22 protein-coding genes are annotated in these 22,205 nt (G+C 69.8%); 13 read left to right on the top strand and 9 right to left on the bottom strand.

Annotated elements, in window-relative coordinates; translation table 11 throughout:
* From DQW85_RS09015 to DQW85_RS47585, 5 genes are all read left to right on the top strand, one after another.
* On the top strand, positions 1-552 hold a 552-nt coding region (locus DQW85_RS09015; protein ID WP_275888186.1), incomplete at its 5' end, for a glutamate ligase domain-containing protein.
* Positions 549-1,886 (top strand): putative lipid II flippase FtsW, encoded by a 1,338-nt coding sequence (gene ftsW / locus DQW85_RS09020; RefSeq protein WP_113699913.1) that lies wholly within the window; start codon positions 549-551, stop codon positions 1,884-1,886. The genes DQW85_RS09015 and ftsW, both read left to right, overlap by 4 nt.
* A 9-nt stretch (positions 1,887-1,895) precedes the next feature.
* Positions 1,896-2,969, top strand: coding sequence for an undecaprenyldiphospho-muramoylpentapeptide beta-N-acetylglucosaminyltransferase (gene murG, locus DQW85_RS09025; RefSeq protein ID WP_113699914.1), 1,074 nt, complete (start codon positions 1,896-1,898; stop codon positions 2,967-2,969).
* On the top strand, positions 2,966-4,366 hold the full coding sequence (gene murC / locus DQW85_RS09030) for a UDP-N-acetylmuramate--L-alanine ligase (protein WP_113699915.1): 1,401 nt from the start codon (positions 2,966-2,968) through the stop codon (positions 4,364-4,366). The genes murG and murC overlap by 4 nt, the downstream gene beginning before the upstream one ends.
* Positions 4,367-4,636: 270 nt before the next feature.
* Positions 4,637-4,762, top strand: a complete 126-nt coding sequence (locus DQW85_RS47585; protein ID WP_275888187.1) for a hypothetical protein — start codon at positions 4,637-4,639, stop codon at positions 4,760-4,762.
* A 7-nt stretch (positions 4,763-4,769) separates the two neighbouring features.
* Here the strand turns inward: DQW85_RS47585 and DQW85_RS09040 are convergent, their stop codons facing one another.
* Complete coding sequence (locus DQW85_RS09040) at positions 4,770-4,967, bottom strand: hypothetical protein (protein WP_113699916.1); 198 nt, start codon at positions 4,965-4,967, stop codon at positions 4,770-4,772.
* 150 nt (positions 4,968-5,117) lie between these two features.
* Between DQW85_RS09040 and DQW85_RS09045 the strand changes: the two genes are divergently transcribed.
* Positions 5,118-6,008, top strand: coding sequence for a glycosyltransferase (locus DQW85_RS09045; protein ID WP_162794853.1), 891 nt, complete (start codon positions 5,118-5,120; stop codon positions 6,006-6,008).
* Here DQW85_RS09045 and DQW85_RS09050 read toward each other — a convergent pair.
* From DQW85_RS09050 to DQW85_RS09075, 6 genes are read right to left on the bottom strand one after another with little or no spacing between them, the layout of a single operon-like run.
* Complete coding sequence (locus DQW85_RS09050) at positions 5,921-7,480, bottom strand: MFS transporter (RefSeq protein ID WP_205314993.1); 1,560 nt, start codon at positions 7,478-7,480, stop codon at positions 5,921-5,923. The genes DQW85_RS09045 and DQW85_RS09050 overlap by 88 nt on opposite strands.
* 16 nt (positions 7,481-7,496) lie before the next feature.
* On the bottom strand, positions 7,497-7,913 hold the full coding sequence (locus DQW85_RS09055; RefSeq protein ID WP_113699919.1) for a nitroreductase/quinone reductase family protein: 417 nt from the start codon (positions 7,911-7,913) through the stop codon (positions 7,497-7,499).
* A complete protein-coding gene (locus tag DQW85_RS09060) occupies positions 7,910-10,033 on the bottom strand; it encodes a xanthine dehydrogenase family protein molybdopterin-binding subunit (protein WP_113699920.1) in 2,124 nt (707 codons plus the stop codon). Before DQW85_RS09060 ends, DQW85_RS09055 begins: the two co-directional genes overlap by 4 nt.
* On the bottom strand, positions 10,030-11,025 hold the full coding sequence (locus DQW85_RS09065) for an FAD binding domain-containing protein (protein ID WP_113699921.1): 996 nt from the start codon (positions 11,023-11,025) through the stop codon (positions 10,030-10,032). The genes DQW85_RS09060 and DQW85_RS09065 overlap by 4 nt, the downstream gene beginning before the upstream one ends.
* Positions 11,025-11,570: a 2Fe-2S iron-sulfur cluster-binding protein gene (locus tag DQW85_RS09070; protein WP_113699922.1), complete on the bottom strand. Its 546-nt coding sequence runs from the start codon at positions 11,568-11,570 to the stop codon at positions 11,025-11,027. Before DQW85_RS09070 ends, DQW85_RS09065 begins: the two co-directional genes overlap by 1 nt.
* A gap of 31 nt (positions 11,571-11,601) precedes the next feature.
* Entirely contained in the window at positions 11,602-12,393 is a 792-nt protein-coding gene (locus DQW85_RS09075) for a glucose 1-dehydrogenase (protein ID WP_113699923.1), read from the bottom strand.
* Between the two features lie 119 nt (positions 12,394-12,512).
* On the opposite strand from DQW85_RS09075, the gene DQW85_RS09080 reads away from it, so the two are divergent.
* Positions 12,513-13,154 (top strand): TetR/AcrR family transcriptional regulator, encoded by a 642-nt coding sequence (locus DQW85_RS09080; RefSeq protein WP_113699924.1) that lies wholly within the window; start codon positions 12,513-12,515, stop codon positions 13,152-13,154.
* Positions 13,155-13,292: 138 nt separating this feature from the next.
* Entirely contained in the window at positions 13,293-14,066 is a 774-nt protein-coding gene (locus DQW85_RS09085; RefSeq protein WP_162794854.1) for a zinc-binding dehydrogenase, read from the top strand.
* 161 nt (positions 14,067-14,227) lie between these two features.
* Here DQW85_RS09085 and DQW85_RS09090 read toward each other — a convergent pair whose 3' ends face one another.
* Positions 14,228-14,590 carry a MarR family winged helix-turn-helix transcriptional regulator gene (locus tag DQW85_RS09090; RefSeq protein ID WP_113699926.1) on the bottom strand — a complete coding sequence of 121 codons (363 nt, stop codon included), beginning with the start codon at positions 14,588-14,590 and terminating at the stop codon, positions 14,228-14,230.
* A gap of 87 nt (positions 14,591-14,677) precedes the next feature.
* Here DQW85_RS09090 and DQW85_RS09095 point away from each other — a divergent pair, with 87 nt between their 5' ends.
* The 3 genes from DQW85_RS09095 to DQW85_RS09105 all read left to right on the top strand — a co-directional run bounded on the left by DQW85_RS09095 (position 14,678) and on the right by DQW85_RS09105 (position 19,288).
* Positions 14,678-15,490, top strand: coding sequence for an SDR family NAD(P)-dependent oxidoreductase (locus DQW85_RS09095; protein ID WP_113699927.1), 813 nt, complete (start codon positions 14,678-14,680; stop codon positions 15,488-15,490).
* Positions 15,491-15,782: 292 nt separating this feature from the next.
* Entirely contained in the window at positions 15,783-16,676 is an 894-nt protein-coding gene (locus tag DQW85_RS09100) for a helix-turn-helix domain-containing protein (RefSeq protein WP_113699928.1), read from the top strand.
* A 98-nt stretch (positions 16,677-16,774) separates the two neighbouring features.
* Positions 16,775-19,288, top strand: coding sequence for an FG-GAP-like repeat-containing protein (locus DQW85_RS09105; RefSeq protein WP_162794855.1), 2,514 nt, complete (start codon positions 16,775-16,777; stop codon positions 19,286-19,288).
* On the opposite strand, the gene DQW85_RS09110 is transcribed toward DQW85_RS09105, so the two are convergent.
* Entirely contained in the window at positions 19,263-19,928 is a 666-nt protein-coding gene (locus DQW85_RS09110) for an acyl-CoA dehydrogenase family protein (protein ID WP_205314994.1), read from the bottom strand. The two genes, DQW85_RS09105 and DQW85_RS09110, sit on opposite strands and share 26 nt — an antisense overlap.
* Before the next feature lie 182 nt (positions 19,929-20,110).
* On the opposite strand from DQW85_RS09110, the gene DQW85_RS09115 reads away from it, so the two are divergent.
* Both DQW85_RS09115 and ftsZ read left to right on the top strand, forming a co-directional pair.
* Positions 20,111-20,773 (top strand): cell division protein FtsQ/DivIB, encoded by a 663-nt coding sequence (locus DQW85_RS09115; RefSeq protein WP_113699931.1) that lies wholly within the window; start codon positions 20,111-20,113, stop codon positions 20,771-20,773.
* A gap of 364 nt (positions 20,774-21,137) precedes the next feature.
* A partial coding sequence (gene ftsZ, locus DQW85_RS09120; RefSeq protein WP_240197041.1) for a cell division protein FtsZ occupies positions 21,138-22,205 on the top strand: 1,068 nt, incomplete at its 3' end.

The following is a 22,205-nucleotide window of genomic DNA, read 5'->3' on the forward strand; positions in this document are numbered from 1 at the left end:
GCCCCGCACAACGTGGCCAACGCGCTCGCCGCCGCCGCGCTCGCCCGCACCCTGGGCGTGCCCGCCGCCGCCGTACGGCGGGGGCTGCGCGACTTCATCCCCGACCCGCACCGCCTGGCCCACGTCGAGCGGATCGGCGAGGTCGACTACGTCGACGACTCCAAGGCCACCAACCCCCACGCCGCCGCCGCGGCCCTGTCGGCCTACCCGTCGGTCGTGTGGGTCGCGGGCGGCCAGCTCAAGGGGGCCGACGTCGACGAGCTGGTGCGCGGCGCCGCGCCGCGGCTGCGAGCGGCGGTGCTGCTCGGGGCCGACCGGGCTGCGATCGCCGAAGCACTCGCGCGACACGCCCCGAATGTCCCCGTCGTCGACATCGCCGACCAAGACACTGGAGCGATGAACCGAGTCGTCTCCGAAGCCGCCCGCCTGGCCTCGCCGGGGGACACCGTGCTGCTCTCCCCGGCGGGCGCGTCGCTCGACATGTTCGCCGGATACCCCGCCCGAGGGGAGGCCTTCGCGCGAGCCGTACGCGAGCTGAAGGCGGCGACGTGAGCGCGACCACCGAGGAAGGCCCCAAGCAGAGGACCACCGAGGAAGGCCCCAGGCGGCGGACCACCGGCGAAGGCCCCCGGCGGAGCCCGGTCGAAGGGCCGGCGGGATGGGCCCGCGAGCAGCTGGGCGCGCTCCGCGAGCTGCTGGGCAAGCCGCTGACCACCTACTACCTGATCATCGGGTGCAGCGCGCTGCTGCTCGCGCTCGGGCTGATGATGGTGCTGTCCGCGTCGAGCATCGAGGCGATGCAGAAGACCGGCAACCCGTTCACGTGGTTCATCAAGCAGTCGCTGTCGGCCGCCATCGGCCTGCCGGTCATGTGGGCGTGCGCCCGCGTGCCGTACAAGTTCTTCCGCTGGGCCGGCTACCCGCTCATGGCGCTGTCGATCATCGCGCTGGTCATGGTGCTGTTCATCGGCTCCTCGGAGCTGGGCGCCCAGCGGTGGATCTACCTCGGCCCGCTGACCGTCCAGCCGTCCGAGCCGGCCAAGCTCGGCCTCGCCCTGTGGGGCGCCGACCTGCTGGCCCGGCGGGCGCGGCAGGGTCGCATCGAGTGGCGGCACATGCTGATCCCGCTGATGCCCGGCACCGCCATCCTGGCCGTCATGGTCATGCTCGGCCGCGACCTGGGCACCACCCTCGTGCTCTTCATGATCTTCCTGGCGCTGCTGTGGGTGGTGGGCGCCCCGCTGAAGCTGTTCGGCGGCATCCTGGCGCTCGCCGTGCTGGCCGCGATGATCATGATCCGCGTCGAGCCGTACCGCATGGCGCGCATCGGCGCGTTCCTCGACCCCTGGGCCGACGCGCAGGGCGCGGGCTACCAGGCCGTGCAGGGGCAGATCGCCATGGGCTCGGGCGGCTGGTTCGGCCTCGGCCTGGGCAGCAGCCGGGCCAAGTGGAGCTGGCTGCCCCACGGCGAGAGCGACTTCATCTTCGCCATCCTCGGCGAGGAGCTCGGCCTCATGGGCACGCTGGTCGTGGTGGCGCTGTTCGGCCTGCTCGGCTACGCGGGGCTGCGGGTCGCCTCCCGGGTCAACGACGCCTTCGTACGACTCGCGGCCGCGGCCATCGTGGCCTGGATCGCCGGGCAGGCCATCGTCAACATGGGCGCCGTGCTCGGCGTGCTGCCCATCACCGGCATCCCGCTCCCCCTGGTCTCCTACGGCGGATCGGCGCTGCTGCCGACCCTGGCCGCGCTCGGCATGCTGCTGTCGTTCGCCAAGAGGGAACCGGGTGCTCGCGAAGCTCTGGCCGCTCGCGGCCCCGGACCGGCCACACGGGCCCTAAGCTGGCTTGGCCTGGCGGGAATGACCAGAGGCAGAGCGAGACGTTAGGGAGTGCACATGAGGGTGGTCCTCGCCGGTGGGGGGACGGCCGGCCACATCGAGCCGGCACTCGCCCTGGCCGACGCGCTGCGCCAGCTCGACCCGGGCATCGGCATCACGTGCGTCGGCACCGAGCGCGGGCTCGAGACGCGGCTGGTCCCCGCCAGGGGCTACGACCTGGAGCTGGTGCCCGCGGTGCCGCTGCCCAGGACCATGACCCCGCAACTGCTCACCATGCCGGGCCGGCTCGCCGTGGCGGTCAACGCGTGCGCCGGGATCCTCGACCGGGTCTCCGCCGACGTCCTGGTCGGGTTCGGCGGCTACGTCGCCACCCCCGCCTACCTCGCGGCCAAGCGCCGGGGCGTGCCGATCGTCGTCCACGAGGCCAACCCGCGCCCCGGCCTGGCCAACCGGCTGGGGGCCAGGCTCACCGACCACGTCTTCACCGGCTTCCCCGACTCGGCGCTCAAGGGCGCCTACATCGGCACCCCGCTGCGCCGTGAGATCGTCTCGCTCGACCGGCTGTCCACCGGTGACCGGGCACGATCCTGGTTCGGCCTGGAGAGCGACCGGCCGACCCTGCTGGTCTTCGGCGGCTCGCGGGGGTCCAGGGCGATCAACCTGGCCGCGCTCGCCGCCGCGCCCGCGCTGCGCGCCGCCGGCGTGCAGGTGCTCCACGTGCTCGGCCCGGACAACGCCGCCGATCGGGAGCCGCCGCCCGGCGACCCCCAGTACGTCCTGCTGCCGTACATCGACCGCATGGACCTCGCCTACGCGGCGGCCGACCTGGCGCTGTGCCGAAGCGGCGCGCTCACCTGCGCCGAGATGACCGCGGTCGGGCTGCCGGGCGCGTACGTGCCGCTGTCGCAGGGCAACGGCGAGCAGCGTGTCAACGCCGAGCGCATCGTCGCGGTCGGCGGCGGTCTCGTGGTCGACGACGCCGAGCTGTCACCCGATTGGATCATCCACCACGTGCTGCCCATCCTGCACGACCCCGAGCGGGTCGCCGTCATGTCGGAAGCCGCCGCCAGGCTGGGGCGCAAGGACGCCGATATCATGCTGGCAAAGAAAGTCTTGGAGATAGCCCGATGAGTCTCGTCAAGCTGGTAGATCCCGTGTCCGTCGCGGACCTGGGGCGCGTGCACTTCATCGGCATCGGCGGCGCCGGAATGTCGGGCATCGCCCGCATCCTGCTCAAGCGGGGCGTGCGCGTCTCCGGCAGCGACGCGCGCGGCAGCGACCTGGTGAGCGAGCTGCGCCGGCTGGGCGCGATCGTGCACATCGGCCACGCGGCCTCCCACATCAAGGACGTCGACACCGTGGTGGTGTCCACCGCGATCCGCGACTCCAACCCCGAGCTGGGCGAGGCCCTCAAACAGGGGCTGCGGGTGATCCCCCGGGCCGCCGCGCTCGCGTCCGTGATGGCCGGCCGCACAGCCGTGGCCGTCGCGGGCACCCACGGCAAGACGACGACCACCTCGATGCTGACCGTGGCCCTGCAGAAGTGCGGGGCCGACCCCTCCTACTGCGTGGGCGGCCAGCTCGTCACCACCGGGCTGGGCGCTGACGAGGGGTCCGGAGAGGTGTTCGTGGCCGAGGCCGACGAGAGCGACGGGTCGTTCCTCATGCTCGCGCCCGACATCGCCGTGGTCACCAACGTCGAGGCCGACCACCTCGACAACTACGGCGACCCGCGGGCCGTCTACGACAGCTTCGCCCGCTTCACCGAGCGGATCGGGTCGGTGCTCGTCGTCTGCGCCGATGACCCCGGCGCCGCCGAGGTGGCCGAGATCGCGCGGGCGCGCGGCATCCGCGTACGCACCTACGGCGCCTCGGGCGAGGTCCGGGTGACCGGCGTGCGGCCCGACGGCTTCGGCACCACGTTCACCGTCGAGGGGCGGGGAAACGTCCGGCTGGCCGTTCCGGGGGCGCACAACGCGCTCAACGCCACCGCGGTGATCGCCGTGGCCGAGGAGCTGGGGCTCCCGTTCGAGGAGATCAGGGACGGTCTGGCGGCCTTCACGGGGGCCAAGCGGCGCTTCGAGGCCAAGGGCGAGGCGGGCGGGGTCGCCGTCTACGACAGCTACGCCCACCATCCCACCGAGCTGGCCGCCGACCTGCGGGCCGCGCGCGACGTGGTCGCCTCCTACTCGGGCAGCGGGCGGGTCATCGCGATCTTCCAGCCGCACCTCTACTCGCGCACCAGGTTCTTCGCCGACGACTTCGGCTCGGCGCTGGCCCTGGCCGACGAGGCGATCGTGCTCGACGTCTACGGGGCCAGGGAGGACCCGGAGCCGGGGGTGTCCGGGGCCATGGTGGCCGGCCGGGTGCCCCTGCCCGCCGAGCGGGTGGCCTACGCGCCCGATCGGTCCACGGTGCCGGCGCTGGCGGCCTCCCGGGCGCGGCCCGGCGATATCGTGCTGACCATGGGGGCGGGCGACATCACCGAGCTGGGTCCCCAGATCCTGGCCGAGCTCTCCGCCCGCTGACCTCCCCGGGGCGCCGGTGTCCCCGGGGGGACTTGAACTCTCGGCATGCAAGGGGCATCGGGATACATGCGATACCCACATACGGGTGCGCGCGTGGCAATTCCGCGACCTATGACATGCTGGCGGGTCAGATCGCTGACGATGCCGAGTTGCTGGCCTTGATCGAGCAGTTCCTGTGCCGAAGCGGCAGCCGAACCTGCTGTTCGGGCGGCGAATGCATCCAGCTGATCGACGCCAGCAACCTCCGCGCCGGTCACACGCTGTACGGACGTGGCCACCTTGATCACCAAAGCTGGAAAGAGCGGCGACGTGGGGCATCTCGAGCAGGCCCGCGTCATTCTCCGCGATCTTTCGCGCATCGAGAGGAATGCCATGCAGGTGCTGCGTCAGTTGTAGCTCAAGGTCATACCGAGCCGACCAGCCGAGACCAGCACCAGCACAGGACGCGCGGCAGCACGAGCTGCCCGCGCTGCAAGAGCGTCTTGAGCTTGCCGAACCCGGTCATCTTGCGGCGGTTGTCGGTCCACACGCCCGCGACCCCGTACGTGCCGCACTCGATCGTCAGCCGCTCGCGAAGCTGCTCGGTTGGATATGAGCCCACGCCGTTGATCTCCGATGCGACAACTCGTAGGTCATAGAGCGGTTCAGCCGCACGTTCAAGGAGCACCTGGCGCGGTGCCGTAAGGCACTCACCAAGCAGGGAGTTGAGGCGGAGCTCGAGTAGCTGGGCGTGCGAGGCCCGATCCTCCAGATGAGCAACGCCATCGACGAGCAGCGCATCCGATCGCTGGCGGACCGGCGCGACGACCTGCGGCACGCGTTGGGATGGGACCACCGTCTGGTCGTCCTCGGCGTGGGGCAGATACAGCCGAGAAAAGGCGTCGAGGAATTCGTCTCCTGTGCGCGGAGCCTGCCGCATCTGAGATTCGTGTGGGTGGGCGGAATGCAGTTCGGCATGCTCTCCGACGCCCGGCACGACCTGACGCGTCTGCGGGCCAACGCCACGGACAACGTGACGTTCACGGGTCTGGTGCCGAGGGAGAAGGTCTTCGAGTACTGCGTGGCGGCCGACGTGTTCTTCCTGCCGTCCAAGCACGAGACGTTCGGGCTCGCCACGCTGGAGGCCGCCACCGCCGCGTTGCCGCTGGTCGGGCCCGATCTTCCGTGCTACTGGGAATGGCTGAGGGACGCCCGGACGGTGACGGAGTCCGTCGAGCTGCTCCGGGGCATGGAGGACGCGAAGGCGCGCGCCACGTGGGCGGCGCTCGCCTCCGCCGCCCACGGCGCACGACTCGCGGACGCTGACGGACGGCCTGCGCGACGGGTATCTCCTCGCCGCGGCGCGGCATCGGCCGTGCGGCGATCCGTGAAGACGGTGACCCGTGAAGCCGGTGACCTGCGGAGAGCGGTGTCCGCGCATATGACAGAGTTCACGGCCGTTTGGTGTAGTTGTTTTCTACGTGACGCGAACTCCTCAGGTCGCGGGCCGTACAGCTCGCCCATGAGCCGCCCCGACGTCTCAGGCGGCGGCGAGTCGGTGATGTCCCGTGCCGATCACCGGCATCGGTCCTTGTCCGTACGGGGCGGGATGCCTGGTCTGCGAGCACGGTGGCGTGGCGGTGCTTTCGCGGGCCGGCGGTGAGACTGGCGAGTCCCGGCCGACCGTGGCGTTTCCCCGCCGAGGCCACCCGGCTGGAGCGCCTCGGTGCCCGTGGTGTCGGGCGCGCCGGTCGAGCGCCACGGGGACGCGGGTATCAGCAGGCAGAGCAACATCGCCGCCGCGCACATCAGCGCGAGGGTCAGGAAGCCGTCGACGAAGCCGCTCTCCCTCGGGTAGCCGGTCGCCTGCGGACTCGCGGTGACTATGGCGGTGACCAGCGCGGTGCCCACGGCGCCGCCGACGGTGCGGATGTTGGCGTTCACGCCACTCACGGTGCCGGTCTGGGTGGCCGGTACCGCCTGCACGATGACGCTGGTCAGCGTCGCGTAGGCCATGCCGAGCCCGATGCCGAACACGCCGGCGCCCGTGGCGACCTTCCAGGGGGAGTCGTGGAACAGCGCGAAGCCGGCGCTCGAAAGGGCGAGCAGGGCGGACCCGGCGGCCAACTGCGCTTTCAACCCCAGCCACGGGGCCAGCGCGCCGCTGACCGGGCTCGTCGTCGCCTGCAGGATCGGCATCGGAGCCAGGAGCAGTCCCGCGACGGTGACCGAAGCACCGAACCCGTAGCCGCCCGCGGGCGGGGTCCGCATGAGCTGGGGCAAGAATCCCAGCACCCCGAACATCCCCGCGCCGAGCAGGAACGCGATGAGGTTGGGGGCCCACACTCCCCGCCGCCGCATCATCCGTATGTCGATCACCGGGTTGTCCGTACGGGTTTCGATGACCGCCCACGCCGCGGCGGCCACCACCGCGGCGGCGAACAGGCCGACGGTGGCGGGGGAGGACCAGCCCCACCTCGCGCCCATGCTCAGGGGGAGCAGCAGCGCGACGAGCCACGCGGAGAGCATGGTGGCCGCGAGCCAGTTGACGCGTCCGCCGGAGCGGACCGGCGACGGCGTGACGACCCGGGTGCTGAGCGCCGCCACCGCCACCACGAGCAGCATGGGCAACCAGAACAGCGAACGCCAGCCGACCAGATCGACCAACGGGCCGGCGAGCACGGTGCCGAGGCCGCCGCCGAGCCCCAGCACGCCGGACAGGATGCCGATGGCCGTGGGGACACGGTTCGGTGGGAACTCGTCGCGTACGATCCCGAAGGACAGCGGGAAGACAGCGCCGCCGCAGCCCTGTAGGACTCGGCCGACGAGCAGCACGGTGACATTCGGGGCCAGGGCGGCGACCAGGCAGCCGAGGGCGAGTGTGCCGAGAGCGATGCGAAGCGCCCGGTCCTTGCCGACCAGGTCCCCGATCTTGCCCAGGATGGGTGTGGCGACGGCCGCGGCGAGCAGGTAGGCGATGAGTACCCAGGACAGGGTGTCCTGGGTGGTGCCGAAGTGCTGCTGGATCGTGGGCAGGACCGGGCTAATGATCGTCTGCAGCATCGCGAACGCCGCCGCGCTTGTCGCGAGCAGCGCCAATGTCCGCCGATCGCGGACCTTCTCCGGGGTCATCATCGAGTCCTTGGTCTGGTCAGTCGAGGAAGGTGACCTCCATCAGCCGGCTTCCCCGCACCCAGTCCTCCACGTGGGTGGGCTGATCGATCTGGCCGGGGTTGCTCGGCTGATTGAGGTCGGCGACGATCTCGGTGAAGATCCGGCGTCGTTCCGCCTCGTCGGTGATGGGCGTGGCCTTCGCCCGGAGGTCCGCCCGCACGCCGTTCTTCAGGTGGAAGGTGAACTCAGGGTTCGCGAGCAGGTTCAGGTACCAACTGGGGCGTGAGGGCAGCCCACTCAGGTAGGTCCTGCCGAGGGCCCGGTAGAACCAGATCTCGATGCGACGCTCAAGCCCTGTGCGGCGCCCGATCGTTGTGATGTCGATGGTTCTGTCCCGCGCCGACGAGGCGGGAGTGATCTCGATGGCCCTGCGTACCGAGTCGTGAACAATCATCTCTCTCCGGCCTTGACCGCGACCCGGAGCAGCAGGTTCTCGGCGCGCACCGGGAGATCCTTGATACGAATGCCCGTCGCGTTGTGGATGGCGTTCGTGATGGCCGCGGCGGTGCCGACGATGCCGATCTCGCCCACCCCTCTGCCGGCGATGGGCCCGAGGTTGGGATCCTCCTCGGTCAGGAACATGGCGTCGATGTCACGTACGTCGGCGTGGGCGGGCACGTGGTAGCCGGCGAGGTCCTGGGTGACGAACCCGCCGAACCGGGTGTCCGGCTCCGCGGCTTCCATCAGCGCCATTCCCATCCCCATGATCATCGCCCCGACCGCCTGCGATTTCGCCGTGAGCGGGTTGATGATCCGGCCGGTCGCGAACACCCCGAGCATGCGGTCGACCTGGACCTCCCCGGTGTCCCGGTCGACCCGCACAGCCGCGAAGTGGGCACCGTAGGCGTGCCGCGAGAAGTTGGAGGGCGTCATGACCTCGAGGGTTTCGGCGCCGGCTTCGAGCCCCTCGTCGGGAATCCCGCCCCCCGCCGAGATCCTCCGTCGCAGCTCGCGGCACGCGGACTCGATGGCCGCCCCCCACGACGCGGTTCCCATCGAGCCGCCCGCGAACGGGGCCGAACCGTGCGACGCGCGTCCCAACTCGATCCGTACATCGGACATCGGCACCTTGAGGGCATCGGCGGCGATCTGGTGGAGCGCGGTGCGCGCACCCGTACCGATGTCGGCGGCGCCGATCCGCACGGTGTATCGGTGAGCGCTGTCGACGCGCGCCGTGGCCGTCGAGGGGAAGAGGTAGTGGGGATATGTCGCCGCCGCCACTCCCATGCCCAACCGCCAGCGTCCGTCGGATGTCGCCCCAGGCTCGGGGCGGCGGTCAGACCAGCCGAACCGCTCCGCGCCGATCCGCAGACACGACACGAGGTTCCGACTGGTGAAGGGCAGCCCCGACTCGGGATCGGTCTCGGGCTCGTTGAGCACTCGCAGCTCGATCGGGTCCATTCCGAGCTGTACGGCCAGCTCGTCCATGGCGGACTCCAGCGCGAACATGCCCGGAGCCTCCCCGGGTGCCCGGACCCACGCCGGGGTGGGGACGTCGAGCGGCAGGACGTTGGTGGTGGTGCGACAGTGCTCGGCGCGATACATCAGGCGTGTGGCGCTGACCGTCTGGTCGGCGTACGTGGTGAGTCGCGACGTCTGCCCGGTCGTTTCGTGGATCACCGACGAGATCCGTCCGTCCGTGCCCGCACCGATCCGTATTCGCTGGCGCGAAGGGCCCCGGTAGGTCGTCAGGCTGGTGGACTGCTGACGGTTGAGGGCCACCTTCACCGGACGGCCGACCAGCCGGGCGGCGAGCACCGCCAGCATGATCGGCGGTCTTGGAGCGGCCTTGGACCCGAACCCGCCCCCCACGTACTCGGCCACCACTTCGACGTTCGAAGGCGGGAGGCCCAGAAGACCGGCAAGCGTCATGGCCGTCCATGGTGGACCCTGGTCCGAGGCGTGCACCGTCAACCGGTCGCCGTCCCACGTCGCCATGGCGGCGTGCGGCTCCATGGGCATCGCGAAGTTCGCCGCCGTGGAGTAGGTCGTGTCCAACCGCACCGGCGCGTCCGCGAAGTCGCGGTCGGCGTCCCCACGTGCCACGTGACCGGGGCTGAGGTCATTGGTGATGTCGGGGACGATCGCCTCGTCGTCTCCCACGGTGAGTTCGAGCCGCGCGTGCTCGGCCTCGGTCACCACGACCACCGCCGCGGCTCCTTCCCGGGCGGCCTCAGGAGTCTCGGCGATCACCGCCGCCACGAGTTGGCCCCGGAAGACCAGGTCCTTCGACTGCAGCAGCAGAAGGTCGGGGAGCGCGCCCATATGCGCTGGCGAGATCTCGCCGTCGGCATGCAGCCGGAGGACGTTCTCGTGGGTCAGCACGTCGAGCACACCGGGCACGGCCAGGGCGGCATCGGTCTCGGCCCGGTCGAGCCGGCCGCGTGCGCACGTCGCCTGGACCGGCCAGGCATAGGCGACGTCGTTCGCGCCGTACTCGACGGCGTAGCGGGCTCTGCCGGTGACCTTGTCGGGTCCATCCAGCCGCGTCACCGCTTGGTTGGTCGAGGTCATCGTCCCGCCTTCTGTGCCGGTGCCAGGTCTCGTACCACCGCGCGGGTGAGCGAGGCCGCAAGGTTGATCTTGAACGCGTTGTCCGGGAGCGGCCGGGCGGTTGCGAACTCGGCCTGGAGGGCCTGCGTGATCAACGAGTCGGTCGGGCGCTCGCCCAGCAGGGCGGCCTCGGCCGTACGCGCACGCCAGGGACGAGGGGCGACGCCGCCGTAGGCGAGCCGGACGTCGACGGCGACCCCGTCCTCGACCTTGAGCATGGCGGCCACGCTTACCAGGGCGAAGGCGAAGGACGTGCGGTCCCGGACCTTGCGGTACCTCGAGGGTGCTCCCGTCGGCGCGGGCAGTTCGACGGCGGTGACGAGGTCGCCCGGCTCGAGGGTGGTATCCCGGTCGGGCCGGTCCCCGGGGAGCCGGTACAGCTCGTCCAGGGTCAAGGCGGACACGCTGCCGGTGGCCCTGCGGACGCGGACCACGGCGTCGAGGGCCGCCAGGGCGACCGCCATGTCACTGGGGTGCGTCGCGACGCAGTGCTCCGACGTCCCGAGGACGCCGAGCTCGCGGTGCGCTCCAGCGATCGCCGGGCAACCCGAACCGGGCGAGCGTTTGTTGCAGGGCTTGGTCACGTCCTGGAAATAGCCGCATCGGGTGCGCTGCAACAGATTGCCGGCGATGCTGGCGGCGTTGCGGATCTGGCCCGAAGCACCGGCCAGGATCGCCTCGGACACCAGAGGGTAGCGTCGGCGGATCCCGATGTCGCCGGCCAGACCGGCGTTCGTCACACCGGCGCCGACCACCGTCCCCCATTCGTGATGGGTGAGCTCGGTCAGGTCCAGGTCCTGAACGTCGACAAGCAGGTCGGGAGTCACGACGTCGAGCTTCATGAGGTCGGTCAGGTTGGTGCCTCCCGCGATGAACACAGCGTCCGGCGATCGCCGGACGAGGGCGGCCGCCTCGGCCTGCGTCCGCGGGCGAGCGTAGGAGAGAGGTTTCATCAGACCGTTCCGTTCGCGTCCTGCCGTGCGACGTCCTCGATGGCGTCGACGATGCTGGGATAGGCGCCACACCGGCACAGGTTGCCGCTCATCCGCTCGCGGATCTCTTCCCGGCTGAGGGTGGAGAGCTCCACCTCGGCATTCGCCAGGTCCGGCGTCACCAGGCTGGGCCAGCCGCGGCGGGCCTCGTCCATCGCTCCGATCGCCGAGCAGACCTGGCCGGGAGTGCAGTACCCGCACTGGAGGGCGTCACGGGCGACGAACGCTTCCTGAAGCGGATGCACGCCATCTGTGTCGAGGCCCTCTATGGTGACGACCGACGCGTCGTCGAGCGTCACCACGAGTTTGAGGCAGCTCAGGACTCGCTGACCGTCCACCAGGACTGTGCAGGCGCCGCACTGCCCGTGGTCGCACCCCTTCTTCGTGCCGGTGAGGCGCAGCGTCTCCCGGAGCAGGTCGAGCAGAGTGCTGCGGTGGTCGATCTGCTGCTCGTGCACTTTCCCGTTGACGGTGATCCTGACCATGCTTCTTGTATCGGTGTTCATGCTGAGACCCCTTGCTGCGGCGCTCTCCTGGTCAGTCGGCGGCGACGGCGAGATCGGGCTGGAGCGCGGGACCGAGCATCAGCCCACCGTCGAGGACGAACTCCGAGCCGGTGGCGAACGACGCGTCCGCGGAGGTGACGAAGAGCAGGAGCTTGGAGATCTCCTCGGGCTCGGCGAGCCGCGGGATGGCGAAGGGCTCGGGTGAGTAGAAGTCGATGATCGGTGCCTGGCCCGCCACCGTGGGCTCGTTGATCAGCGGTGTGGAGACCACGCCGGGGTGGATCGAGTTGACCCGGATGTTGTCGCGGCCCAGTTCCAGAGCGGCACTCTTGGTGAGACCGCGCACCGCCCACTTGCTGGCGACGTAAGGGGCGTAGAACGGGGTTCCGCCGTGGGCCATGGTGGAGGCGATGTTGACGATCACCCCGCCACCGCCCTGTCGCATGGACGGCGCGACGGCTTTGATGCCGAGGAACTGGCCGGTGATGTTGACGGCGAACACGCGCTCCCACGTGCGTCGCTCGGTGTGCTCGATGGGGGCGGCGGGGTTCTGGATCCCCGCGTTGTTGACGAGGATCGAGATCGGACCGAAGCGGCTTGCGGTCGCATCCACCGCGTCGGCCCAGTCGTCCTCGTTGGTGACGTCCAGGTGGACGAAGAGAGCCCGTTCGCCAAGCCTCGATGCCAGGTCACGGCCGATGTCGTTGGCGACGTCTCCGATGACGACGTTGGCGCCCTCGCGGTGGTAGGCCTGGATGTGGCTTGAGCCCATTCCGCCGGTACCGCCGGTGACGAGCACGGTCTGGTTGTCAAAGCGTCCCATGACGCGTCCTTTCCCGAAGACTGAGGTGAGTTACGTGACTCACCTCGCAAACAGTAGGAGGGGATTGATGGTGAGTCAAGTGGCTCGCCTTAGAGGACTTGATCGGGCATAATGGCACCGTGACCACTGAGCCCTCGAGCTATCACCGCCGCTTGGCCGAGCAGAAGCGGACGGCCATCATCGAGGCCGCGACCGGGCTGTTCCTGCACTCCGGATACGACGGGACGTCACTAGCGAAGATCGCCGAGGTGGCCGACGTCTCGAAGGCGACCCTGTTCAAGCAGTTTCCGACCAAGGCGGCGCTGTTCGACGCGATCGTGACCGACTACTGGAAGGTCGAGGACGAGCGTGACCTCACTCCGGAGCCGGGCGATCTGCGGGCCGGGCTGAGGGCGATCGGCAGCAGGTACGCCGCGCTCCTCACCCGTCCTGGCATGGTGGCCCTGTTCCGCATCGTCATCGCCGAGGCGCCACGCTTCCCCGAACTGGGCGAGACCCAGTTCAAGCTCGGCAAAGAGCCGTTCTTCGATGCGGTCCGCCGATACCTCGAAGCCGAGGGCAAGGCCGGAACCGTCCGGCTGGACGATCCGGAGCTGGCGGCCACGCAGTTCCTCGGCATGATCGCGAACTATGTCTTCTGGCCACGGATGCTGCTCATGACCTGGTCTCCCAGCGAAGCCGCGATGGCACACGCCGTGGAGGAGGCCGTTGTCACAATGGAGGCCAGATACGGCGCCTCCAAGAGCATGGATGACGGCTGAGACGAAATCGGGGACGGCTGCTCAACAGGGACTCGCTTCTCGACTCCGCACCGACGGCTCCGCGGAAAGCGGGGCGCCGCCCGGTCGATCGCTGTGGTTACCCTCCGCGGATTTCGCGTTCCCATCCAGGGCAACGGCGTGGCGGGCACTGTCGTGGCGGCGGGACCTGGTGCCGACCCTGCGCTGGTCGGAAGGCAGGTGGCCACCACGACCGGCGGGTCGGGCGGTTATGCGCAGAAGGTCGCGGTCGACGCGGCCATGGTGATCCCGATTCCGGATGGGCTGGGCTTCGAGGAGGCGGTGGCACTGCTGAACGACGGGCGTACGGCGCTGGGTATCGCCCGGGCCGTGGCGCCCAAGCCGGGGGAATGGGTGCTGATCGGGGCCGCGGGCGGCGGGGTCGGCAGCCTGCTGATCCAGGTCGTCAAGCAGGCCGGTGCGCGGGTGGTGGCGACCGCGAGTTCGGCGGCCAAGCTCGACCTGGCCACCGAGCGAGGCGCCGAGGTCGCGATCGACTACACCCGGCCCGGCTGGCAGGACCGCGTCCGGGAGGCGACCGGCGGGAGTGGAGTGGCCGTCGCGTGTGAGGCGATCGGCGGCGCCATCGGGCGCGCCAGCTTCGAACTGGTCGCACCGGGAGGGCGGTTCATCGCGTTCGGCGCGGGCAGCGGCACGATGACCCAGGTCTCCGAGCAGGAGGCGGCCACGCGGCAGGTCACCCTGGTGCCGATGGGCGCGGCGTTCCCCTCGCCCGCCGTCATGCAGGAGATGTCGGTGCAGGCGCTGGCCGACGGCGCCGCGGGGCGGCTGCGGCCGGCCATCGGTCAGAGGTTCCCGCTGGAGCGGGCCGCCGACGCGCATGCCGCCATCGGCGCGCGGACAGCGCTCGGCAAGACCCTGCTGATTCCCTGAACCCCGCTCGGCGCTCGGAAGTCGCCGCCGCGCCGCGTATGCGCACTCACCCGCCTGTGCGAGCAGCTCGCGCGGGCGGGTGCGGGAGCAGGTCCCGGCCAAATCCTCAGCAGACGGCGCGCGGTGCAGGGGGACGACCGGCGGCGGCCGTGGGGAAGCCGTCAATCGGCTGAGGCGGCCTGGATCTTCGCCAGGAGTGCGGACAGTTGTCGTTGCTCAGCGCCAGGACGCGGATCCGCCCATCGGTGGGGTGCGCCCCGCCGTTCGACCAGGCCGGCCTGCTCCAGCTTGGTGCTCATCAGAGTGACGTTGGAAGGATCGCAGTGCAGCCGCCGGGCGAGTTCACGCATGGGAACCGGTGTCTGCTCGGGGTTGAGCGCCCACAGCACACCGGCCAGTGATTCCGCCAGGCCGAATCCGGCCAGGGCGGGGGCGATCTGCGCCTGGGCGGTGCCGGCGACCTGTACCAGTCGGCTGAGCAGGTCGGCCGAGGACATCTGCCGCGGTGCCAGCGTGCGTCCCATGCGACGAGTCTATCTCCCTTCCCTTGACAATTTCATTGAGCTGCTCAAGCATATAGTTGAATAGCTCAAGCACTATGAGGAGATCGCATGCATGACTCACTACGGCTCGAGGGCCGGACAGCCCTGGTAACCGGCGCTTCGACCGGCATCGGCGCCGCCTTCGCGACCGAGCTGGCCAAGCGCGGCGCAAACCTCGTCCTCGTCGCGCGTTCGGCGGGGAAACTGGAGGAACTGGCCACCTCGCTGCGGTCGAGGTTCACCGTCGACGTGGCCACGCCGCGGCTCGATCTAGCCGAGCGGGAGGCCGCGGAGCGGCTCTTCCAGTACGTCACCGACCTGGGAACGCCCATCGACTTCCTGGTCAACAACGCCGGGGTCGGCCATCGAGGGCGGGTCGCCGCTTCGGACCCGGGGCAGATGGCGGCGCTGGTGGACCTCAACGTGCGGGCTGTGCTGGGCATCACCATCCGGTTCCTTCCCGGCATGATCTCCCGCGGGCACGGGACGATCATCAACGTCTCGAGCAACGGAGCCTTCCAGCCCGCCCCCTACATGGCGGCCTACTCGGCGAGCAAGGCATTCGTCCTGTCGTTCACCCAAGCGGTCAGCGCCGAGACCGCGGGCACCGGCGTGCGGGTGCTGGCCCTGTGCCCGGGGCCCACCGACACTCCCATGACGGCAGGCAAGAAGATCCCGGCCATCGCCGGAATGAGAACACCCGAACAGGTCGTCGCCACCGCGTTCAAAGCACTCCCAACCCGGAAGACCTCCGTCGTCGACGGGAAGGCCAACGCCTTCTTCGCCCGCGTGGTCTCCAAACGATTCCCCGAGCCGATCGTCCTGAACCTGGCCCGCCGCGTGATACCAGCGGACGGCGCCCCTCGGCAACCTGTCGCATGAGGCGCGGAGCCTGCGAGGGGGCGCCGTCGATGCTGGCGCCCCTTGGGCAGGTAGTCGCGGAAGCCGAGCTCGAGCGCCTGCCCGACCTCGTCAGAGCCCGCCCCTCCAACGGGCAGCGGCATGCCAGGTCTGATGCGAGTCAGGAGCGCGTGTGGCCCCCTCACCGCACACGGATGGCTGACCGCCTGGCCCCGGCCACGGGGCGACCACCGCACGATCACGGCCGAGCACGTGGCCGGCCGACGGGCCGCCGCGGTCTGCCTGGTAGTTTCTCGGCCTCCCTGGCCGCAATATGACCCCCATACGATCCACGCCTGTGAACGGCTTGGGTGAGTTCCTGCGGGCGCGTCGTGCCGCCTTGTCTCCTGAGGACGCGGGGCTGCCCCGTGGTGTCGGGCTGCGGCGCACGCCCGGCCTGCGTCGGGAGGAGGTGGCATCGCTGGCCGGGATCAGCACCTACTACTACGTGCGACTGGAACAGGGCCGGGAGAGGTCACCGTCGGCTCAGGTGCTCGACGCGCTGGCCAAAGCGCTGGCTCTGGAACCTGACGCGATCCGTCTGCTCCACCAACTGGCCGGGCCGCCGCCGCGGCCCCACTCGATCCCGAGGCCGGAACGGGTCACGCCCAACCTCTTCCGATTGCTGATGTCCTGGACCGGCCAGCCGGCACAGGTGGTCGGGCGCTGGCATGACGTCCTGGCCTCCAACCCGCTGGCCGACGCGCTGCACCGGCCTCTTCGTTACCGTGACAACTTGGCCCGTGCCGTCTTCCTGGATCCCATCGCGCCGAGCTTCTACCCGGACTGGGACCGCGCGGCACGTGCCATCGCGAGCGCGCTCAGGGCCGCCGCCGGCGCTGACCTCGACCACCCGCGACTGACCGAACTGGTCGGCGAGTTGTCCCTCAAGAGTTCGGCCTTCCGCCGCCTCTGGCCGCGGCATGAGGTCCGCTGCAAGGAGGCTACGTCCACCACCCGCTTCTGTCATCCCGACGTCGGCGAGCTCACCCTCGACTACGAGTCGTTTTCGGTGGTCAACGAGCCGGGTCAGCACCTGCTGATCTACCACGCCGCGCCGGGAAGCCCTTCCGCGGACGCCCTGGCACTGCTCGGCAGTCTGGCGGCGGGATCCGAACCGGGGATGTCTCGTCAACGATCATCAGCCCGAGAAACAGACAAAACCTAGAGCGCTGGGTTGGCATCCCCACCCGTAAGACGTGTTCATCGCCGGCCATCCCGAAACACGGGATCGAGTCACACCCCCTGCGACAGAAGTGAGTTCTAGTGAGCCGCAGAGCCCGCTACGCGAAACCCCTCCCCCTACTGATTCGTATTATGACCGTCGCACTGGTCGCCATCCTGCCCGTGACGGCCTATGCCGTCCCCGTACAGGCACAGTCCGTCTGCGGTCTGCCCAGTAGCACCATGAAGTCCCTGAACATGCCCGCGACCGGTGCGGGGACGATGCGTATGAGCCTCATGTGCGGCGCGCAGGCGAAGGTCGCCGACGCCTCGCTGGTGGCCGCCGACGAAGACGTGGTTTTCAACTTCCCCGTCGACGGAGTCAGCCCGGACCGCATGCGTCTGGCGATCGAGGAGATCAACGACTCCCCCAAACCCCTGAGCGAAGCGATCAAGGACGTTGTAGATCAAAGTGCGGTCTTCAATCCGTATCCCCTCTACGCCGAGGCCAATGAGCACAACACGGACCCGGCTCAGGTGGTGTTCGACGGCACGGTACAGGTGACGGCGAGCGGTGGGTTGGTCATCGTCATCCCCTCCTCAGAGGTGCAGGCGTCCTGGTGGTCGTGGGCCGACATCTGGAAGGCGGCTGTCGCCACCGCGGCCGGCCTCGCCGCGGGGGCTGTCGCCTACACGCTGTGCTACACGGCTGCCGGCGCCGTGAGCGAGGGGCTTCTCGCGGTTCTTTGCCCCTCCGTCATGTCTTTCTTCACAGGGTTCGTCGGGTGGGTGGTGTACGCCAAGCTCAAGGGCAAAGAAATGGATGAGACGGTTTTCGTCCAGGGGCTCGCAGTGGCCTTCATGAGCGCCGCCTTTACCGTTTGGTGGGAACTGGGCCTGATGACGTTCCTGAAGGAGATCTTCCCCGCCCTGCTCAAGAAGCTCGGCCAGAAAATCGCTGGCTGGGCGACGACCTTCGCCGGTTGGTTGGGCGACACAGGCTCGGCTGTGTGTAACTGGGTTAGGAGGAAGTTCGGGGAGTGGAGCGAAGCCGTCTGGCCGAAGATCAGGGAGGTGGCCCGTAAGGCAGGCCTCAAGGTCGATCCCGACCCGGCGGCGCGCCTCATGCCCCTGGGCGACTCGATCACCTACGGCGTGGGCAGTAGCGACAACACCGGGTACCGCGACGAGCTCTGGACCCACCTGACCGATAGTGGGCGTTCGGCGAACTTCGTCGGCACGCAGCAGGCGGGCTCCTTCGCCGACCCGGACCACGAGGGGCATCCCGGGTGGCGGATCGACACGATCATGACGGACGCCGCAGACTGCGCTGTGCCCTCGTACCGGCCCAATGTCGTGACGCTGCACGCCGGCACCAACGACATCAACCAGGACTTCGACCTGGCACGCGCACCGTCGCGCCTGGTCCGGTTGATCGACCAGATCCTGGGAGACGCGCCCGAGGCGACGGTGCTGCTCGCGACCTTGGTCCCCGCGACCAAGGATGGCATGCAGCCCAAGATCGACGCCTTCAACGCCCAACTCCCCGGCATCGTCGATCAGTACCAGGCTCAGGGCAAGCATGTGCTGCTGGTCGACATGAGCGCGGTGACCACCGCCGACCTGGCCCAGCCGGCCCACCCCGGCGACTCGGGCTACCGCAAGATGGGCGACGCCTTCTACGTGGGACTGCTGAGGGCCGATGGCCGCGGCTGGCTCAAGGCCCCGGTGGCCGGCACCGGCCAGGTGTGCGTCACCGGCGACCAGCCCGACGACAGCAAGGCCGGACCCGGCTGGAACCCTCTGGGCGTGATCGCCGTCGGCGGCACCATAGTCGATGGGTCGGGGACACCGGTGTCCCGCACCGACATCGCCGACTTCGACGGCGACGACCGCGGCGACTACGCGGTGGTCTACCAGGACGGATCAGTGCAGATCGCACGCAACACCGTCGGCGAGCCCGGCCAACCGGTGTGGGTCCCCTACCGCGACATCCCCTCGATGGTCAACGAGGGCACTGGTGACAAGGTACGCTTCGCCGACCTCAACGGTGACGGTCGCGACGACTACCTGGTGCTGTGGAATACCGGAGCGGTGTCGGCCTGGTACAACCTGCCGGACCGCATGACGTCGGCGGGCATCGTCGCCCCGGGGGTCAGCGGCGCCACCGGTGCGGCGATCCGCTTCGCCGACGTCGACGGCGACGGCCGCGACGACTATCTGCGGGTCGGCGACGACGGCTCCGTCCACGCCTACATCAACACCTATGTCAACGATGGCGCTGGAGGCAGCATCCACTGGGTCGAGCGGCTGAACTGGGCGCCCGGCGTCTCCTACGGCAGCCGCAGCAAGCTGCGGCTCGCCGACGTCAACGGCGACCGCAAGGCCGACTACCTGATGGTCGGCAGCACCGGAGCCGTGCACGCCTACATCAACAACGGCGGAGGCGGGGCCGGCGGCTTCACCCCCTACCTCAACTTCGTCAACGAGACCGGATACCCCGGTGACAAGTCGACGTTCCGCGACATCAGCGGCGACGGCAAGGCCGACTACGTCGTGATCTACGACGGCGGCTCCGTACGTGCCTGGCTCAACAGAGGAGGAAACATCGGCTGACCGGCCAAAACGCCTCGGGCCTCAGGCCCCCCGGACCTGAGGCCCCAGCCGAGCCGGACATGGGCTGTGAGATCCTTCGGCCACCTGCCGCACAGGCTCGTCGCCGAGCAGTCCGGCCGTCCACCCGTGCCCAGGTGTACGGCTGCATGAACCATCCGGCGCGCACGTCGCGGTAAAGTCGCGACAGCGGGTGCGCCGCCCCGTAGGCGGCGCCGCCGACGACGGTCAAGCAGTCGTTGACCACCGACTGCGCCAGCCAGTTCACCGCCAGCTTCGCGCACTGGAACGGCACCATCATTCGCCTGCCGCGCTCGTCCAGGTCACCGGTGAGGTCGTCGTTGAGCTCATCGGCATTGGCGAGCGCCGCCGCGGCCGTGGCACGAAGCGTGTAGAGGTTGGTCTCGATGTCGGAGACAAGGGCCCGCACAGCCGCCGGCGGCGCGGTCGATCGGCGCGCGGCCGCACCGACGGCGATGTCACGGGCGGCGTGTGCGACGCCGGCGTAGATGCCGAGCATGGTGATGGAGCTGACGGTCTGCCCGGCCAGTGCACGGTCGCTCTGCGCACCGATCGCATCCCGCTGCAGCACGTCTTCCGCGGCAAGCCGGCAACCGATGTGTACGGGCAGCTCGGACTGCACCTGACCTATGAACCCGCCCGGAAAACAGTGATCGCCCGAGCTGAGCTCGGGCGATCATGTAGCAAAGTGTGTCCGAGGCCGGACACACGCCGCCCCCTTTCGCGCTCCGGGCGCGCCTCGGGCGATGAGCGACGGATGCGGCGTATGTTCGGTGCCACGAGCAGGACGGACCCGGGGGAGCGATGAAGGCGCGGACGGCGTTGCAGGTGCTGCTCACCGCCGCCGTGGTGGGCATCGCGGCCTGGCTGGTGTTCTTCTCGCCCGTGCTCGGCGTCCGCTCGATCGAGATCGTGGGAAATCTCACAGTCCCCACGGATCGCATCAGGCAGCAGGCCGGGGTGGCCTCCCTGCACCCGCTGGCCACGGTGGACCTCGCCGGCGTGGAGGCCCGGGTGCTGGGCATCCGGCAGCTCGCCACCGCCAAGGCCGAACGGGTCTGGCCCGGCACGCTGAGGATCGAGGTGGCCGAGCGGGAGCCGGTCGCCGCCCTCCCGGTGGGGGGCAAGGCCGCGGTCGTCGACAAGACCGGCGTGGTCATCGAGATCAAGGACGTCACGCCGCCCCTGCTGCCCGTCCTCGTCGTGGACCGGCCGGCGGCGGGCGATCCGGCGACCATGGCGGCGCTCCAGGTGATCCAGGACCTGCCCGACACGCTCATCGGCCGGGTGAGGCAGGTCCGGGCCACCACGGCCGAAGGGGTGTCGTTCAAGCTGTCCGACGGCCGTACCGTCGTCTGGGGCGGCGCCGACCGGGGCGAGGAGAAGGGCCGCATCCTGACGACCCTGCTCCGGCGCAGGGGCGAGGTCTACGACGTGAGCTCTCCGGACGTGGTGACCCTCCGATGATCATGGACGCCGCCCGCGCCTCGGGCCCGGCCGACAGGCGCCCGGCGCCCGCGCTCGGGGCGTGAGACGCGCGGCCGAGCCTGTCGGACGTGGGGGCGACGGCATGAGAGCCTGTACGAGGTCGTACGGCGGAGGAGTGCCCCGACCAGGCATGACCACAGAGCGAAACGGACAGCCCGCGACACGCCGGACGTGCTTGCGGCGCGGTTAGTTGACCCGCCCGGAGGCCAACTCCTACTGTCCGTATCAATCCTCAGGTTGACATAAATCTGAATCTCAACTTGAGGTTGAGACTTACCGAAGTGAGAAACGCGGAGACTTCCGCACCGAAATGGCAAGTACACGAGCGGAAAGGCCCCTCGTCGTGGCAGCACCGCAGAACTACCTCGCGGTCATCAAGGTCGTCGGCATCGGCGGCGGCGGAGTCAACGCCGTCAACCGGATGATCGAGGAGGGACTCAAGGGCGTCGAGTTCATCGCGATAAACACCGACGCCCAGGCGCTGCTGATGAGTGACGCCGACGTCAAACTCGACGTGGGCCGTGAGCTCACGCGCGGACTGGGCGCGGGAGCCAACCCCGATGTCGGGCGCAAGGCGGCCGAGGACCACCGTGAGGAGATCGAGGAGGTCCTCAAGGGGGCCGACATGGTCTTCGTCACGGCGGGCGAAGGCGGCGGCACCGGCACCGGCGGCGCGCCCGTCGTGGCCAACATCGCCCGCTCCCTCGGCGCGCTCACCATAGGCGTGGTCACCCGGCCGTTCAGCTTCGAGGGCCGCCGCCGGGCCATGCAGGCCGAGGCGGGCATCGAGACGCTGCGCGATGAGGTCGACACCCTCATCGTGATCCCGAACGACCGGCTGCTGTCGATCTCCGACCGGCAGGTGAGCGTGCTCGACGCCTTCAAGGCGGCGGATCAGGTGCTGCTGTCCGGTGTGCAGGGCATCACCGACCTGATCACCACGCCCGGCCTGATCAACCTCGACTTCGCCGACGTCAAGTCGGTCATGTCCGGCGCGGGTTCGGCCCTCATGGGCATCGGCCACGCGCGCGGCGACGACCGCTCGGTCGCGGCGGCCGAGATGGCCGTCTCCAGCCCGTTGCTGGAGGCGAGCATCGACGGCGCCCACGGGGTGCTGCTGTCGATCGCCGGCGGCTCCGACCTCGGCCTGTTCGAGATCAACGAGGCGGCCCAGCTGGTGTCCATGGCGGCGGCGCCCGACGCCAACATCATCTTCGGCACGGTCATCGACGACGCCCTGGGCGACGAGGTGCGGGTCACCGTCATCGCCGCGGGCTTCGACGACGTGCCGCCGCCGGTGGAGAAGCAGACGCCGCGCCCGCAGAGCCGTCCCGCCGCGTCCGCGGCGCCGCCCGCGCGTCCCGGCGTCTCCACCCCCACGGTCAAGGCCGAGCCAGCGCCGCGCGCCGAC

The organism is Nonomuraea lactucae (assembly GCF_003313395.1).
GTDB lineage: Bacteria > Actinomycetota > Actinomycetes > Streptosporangiales > Streptosporangiaceae > Nonomuraea > Nonomuraea lactucae.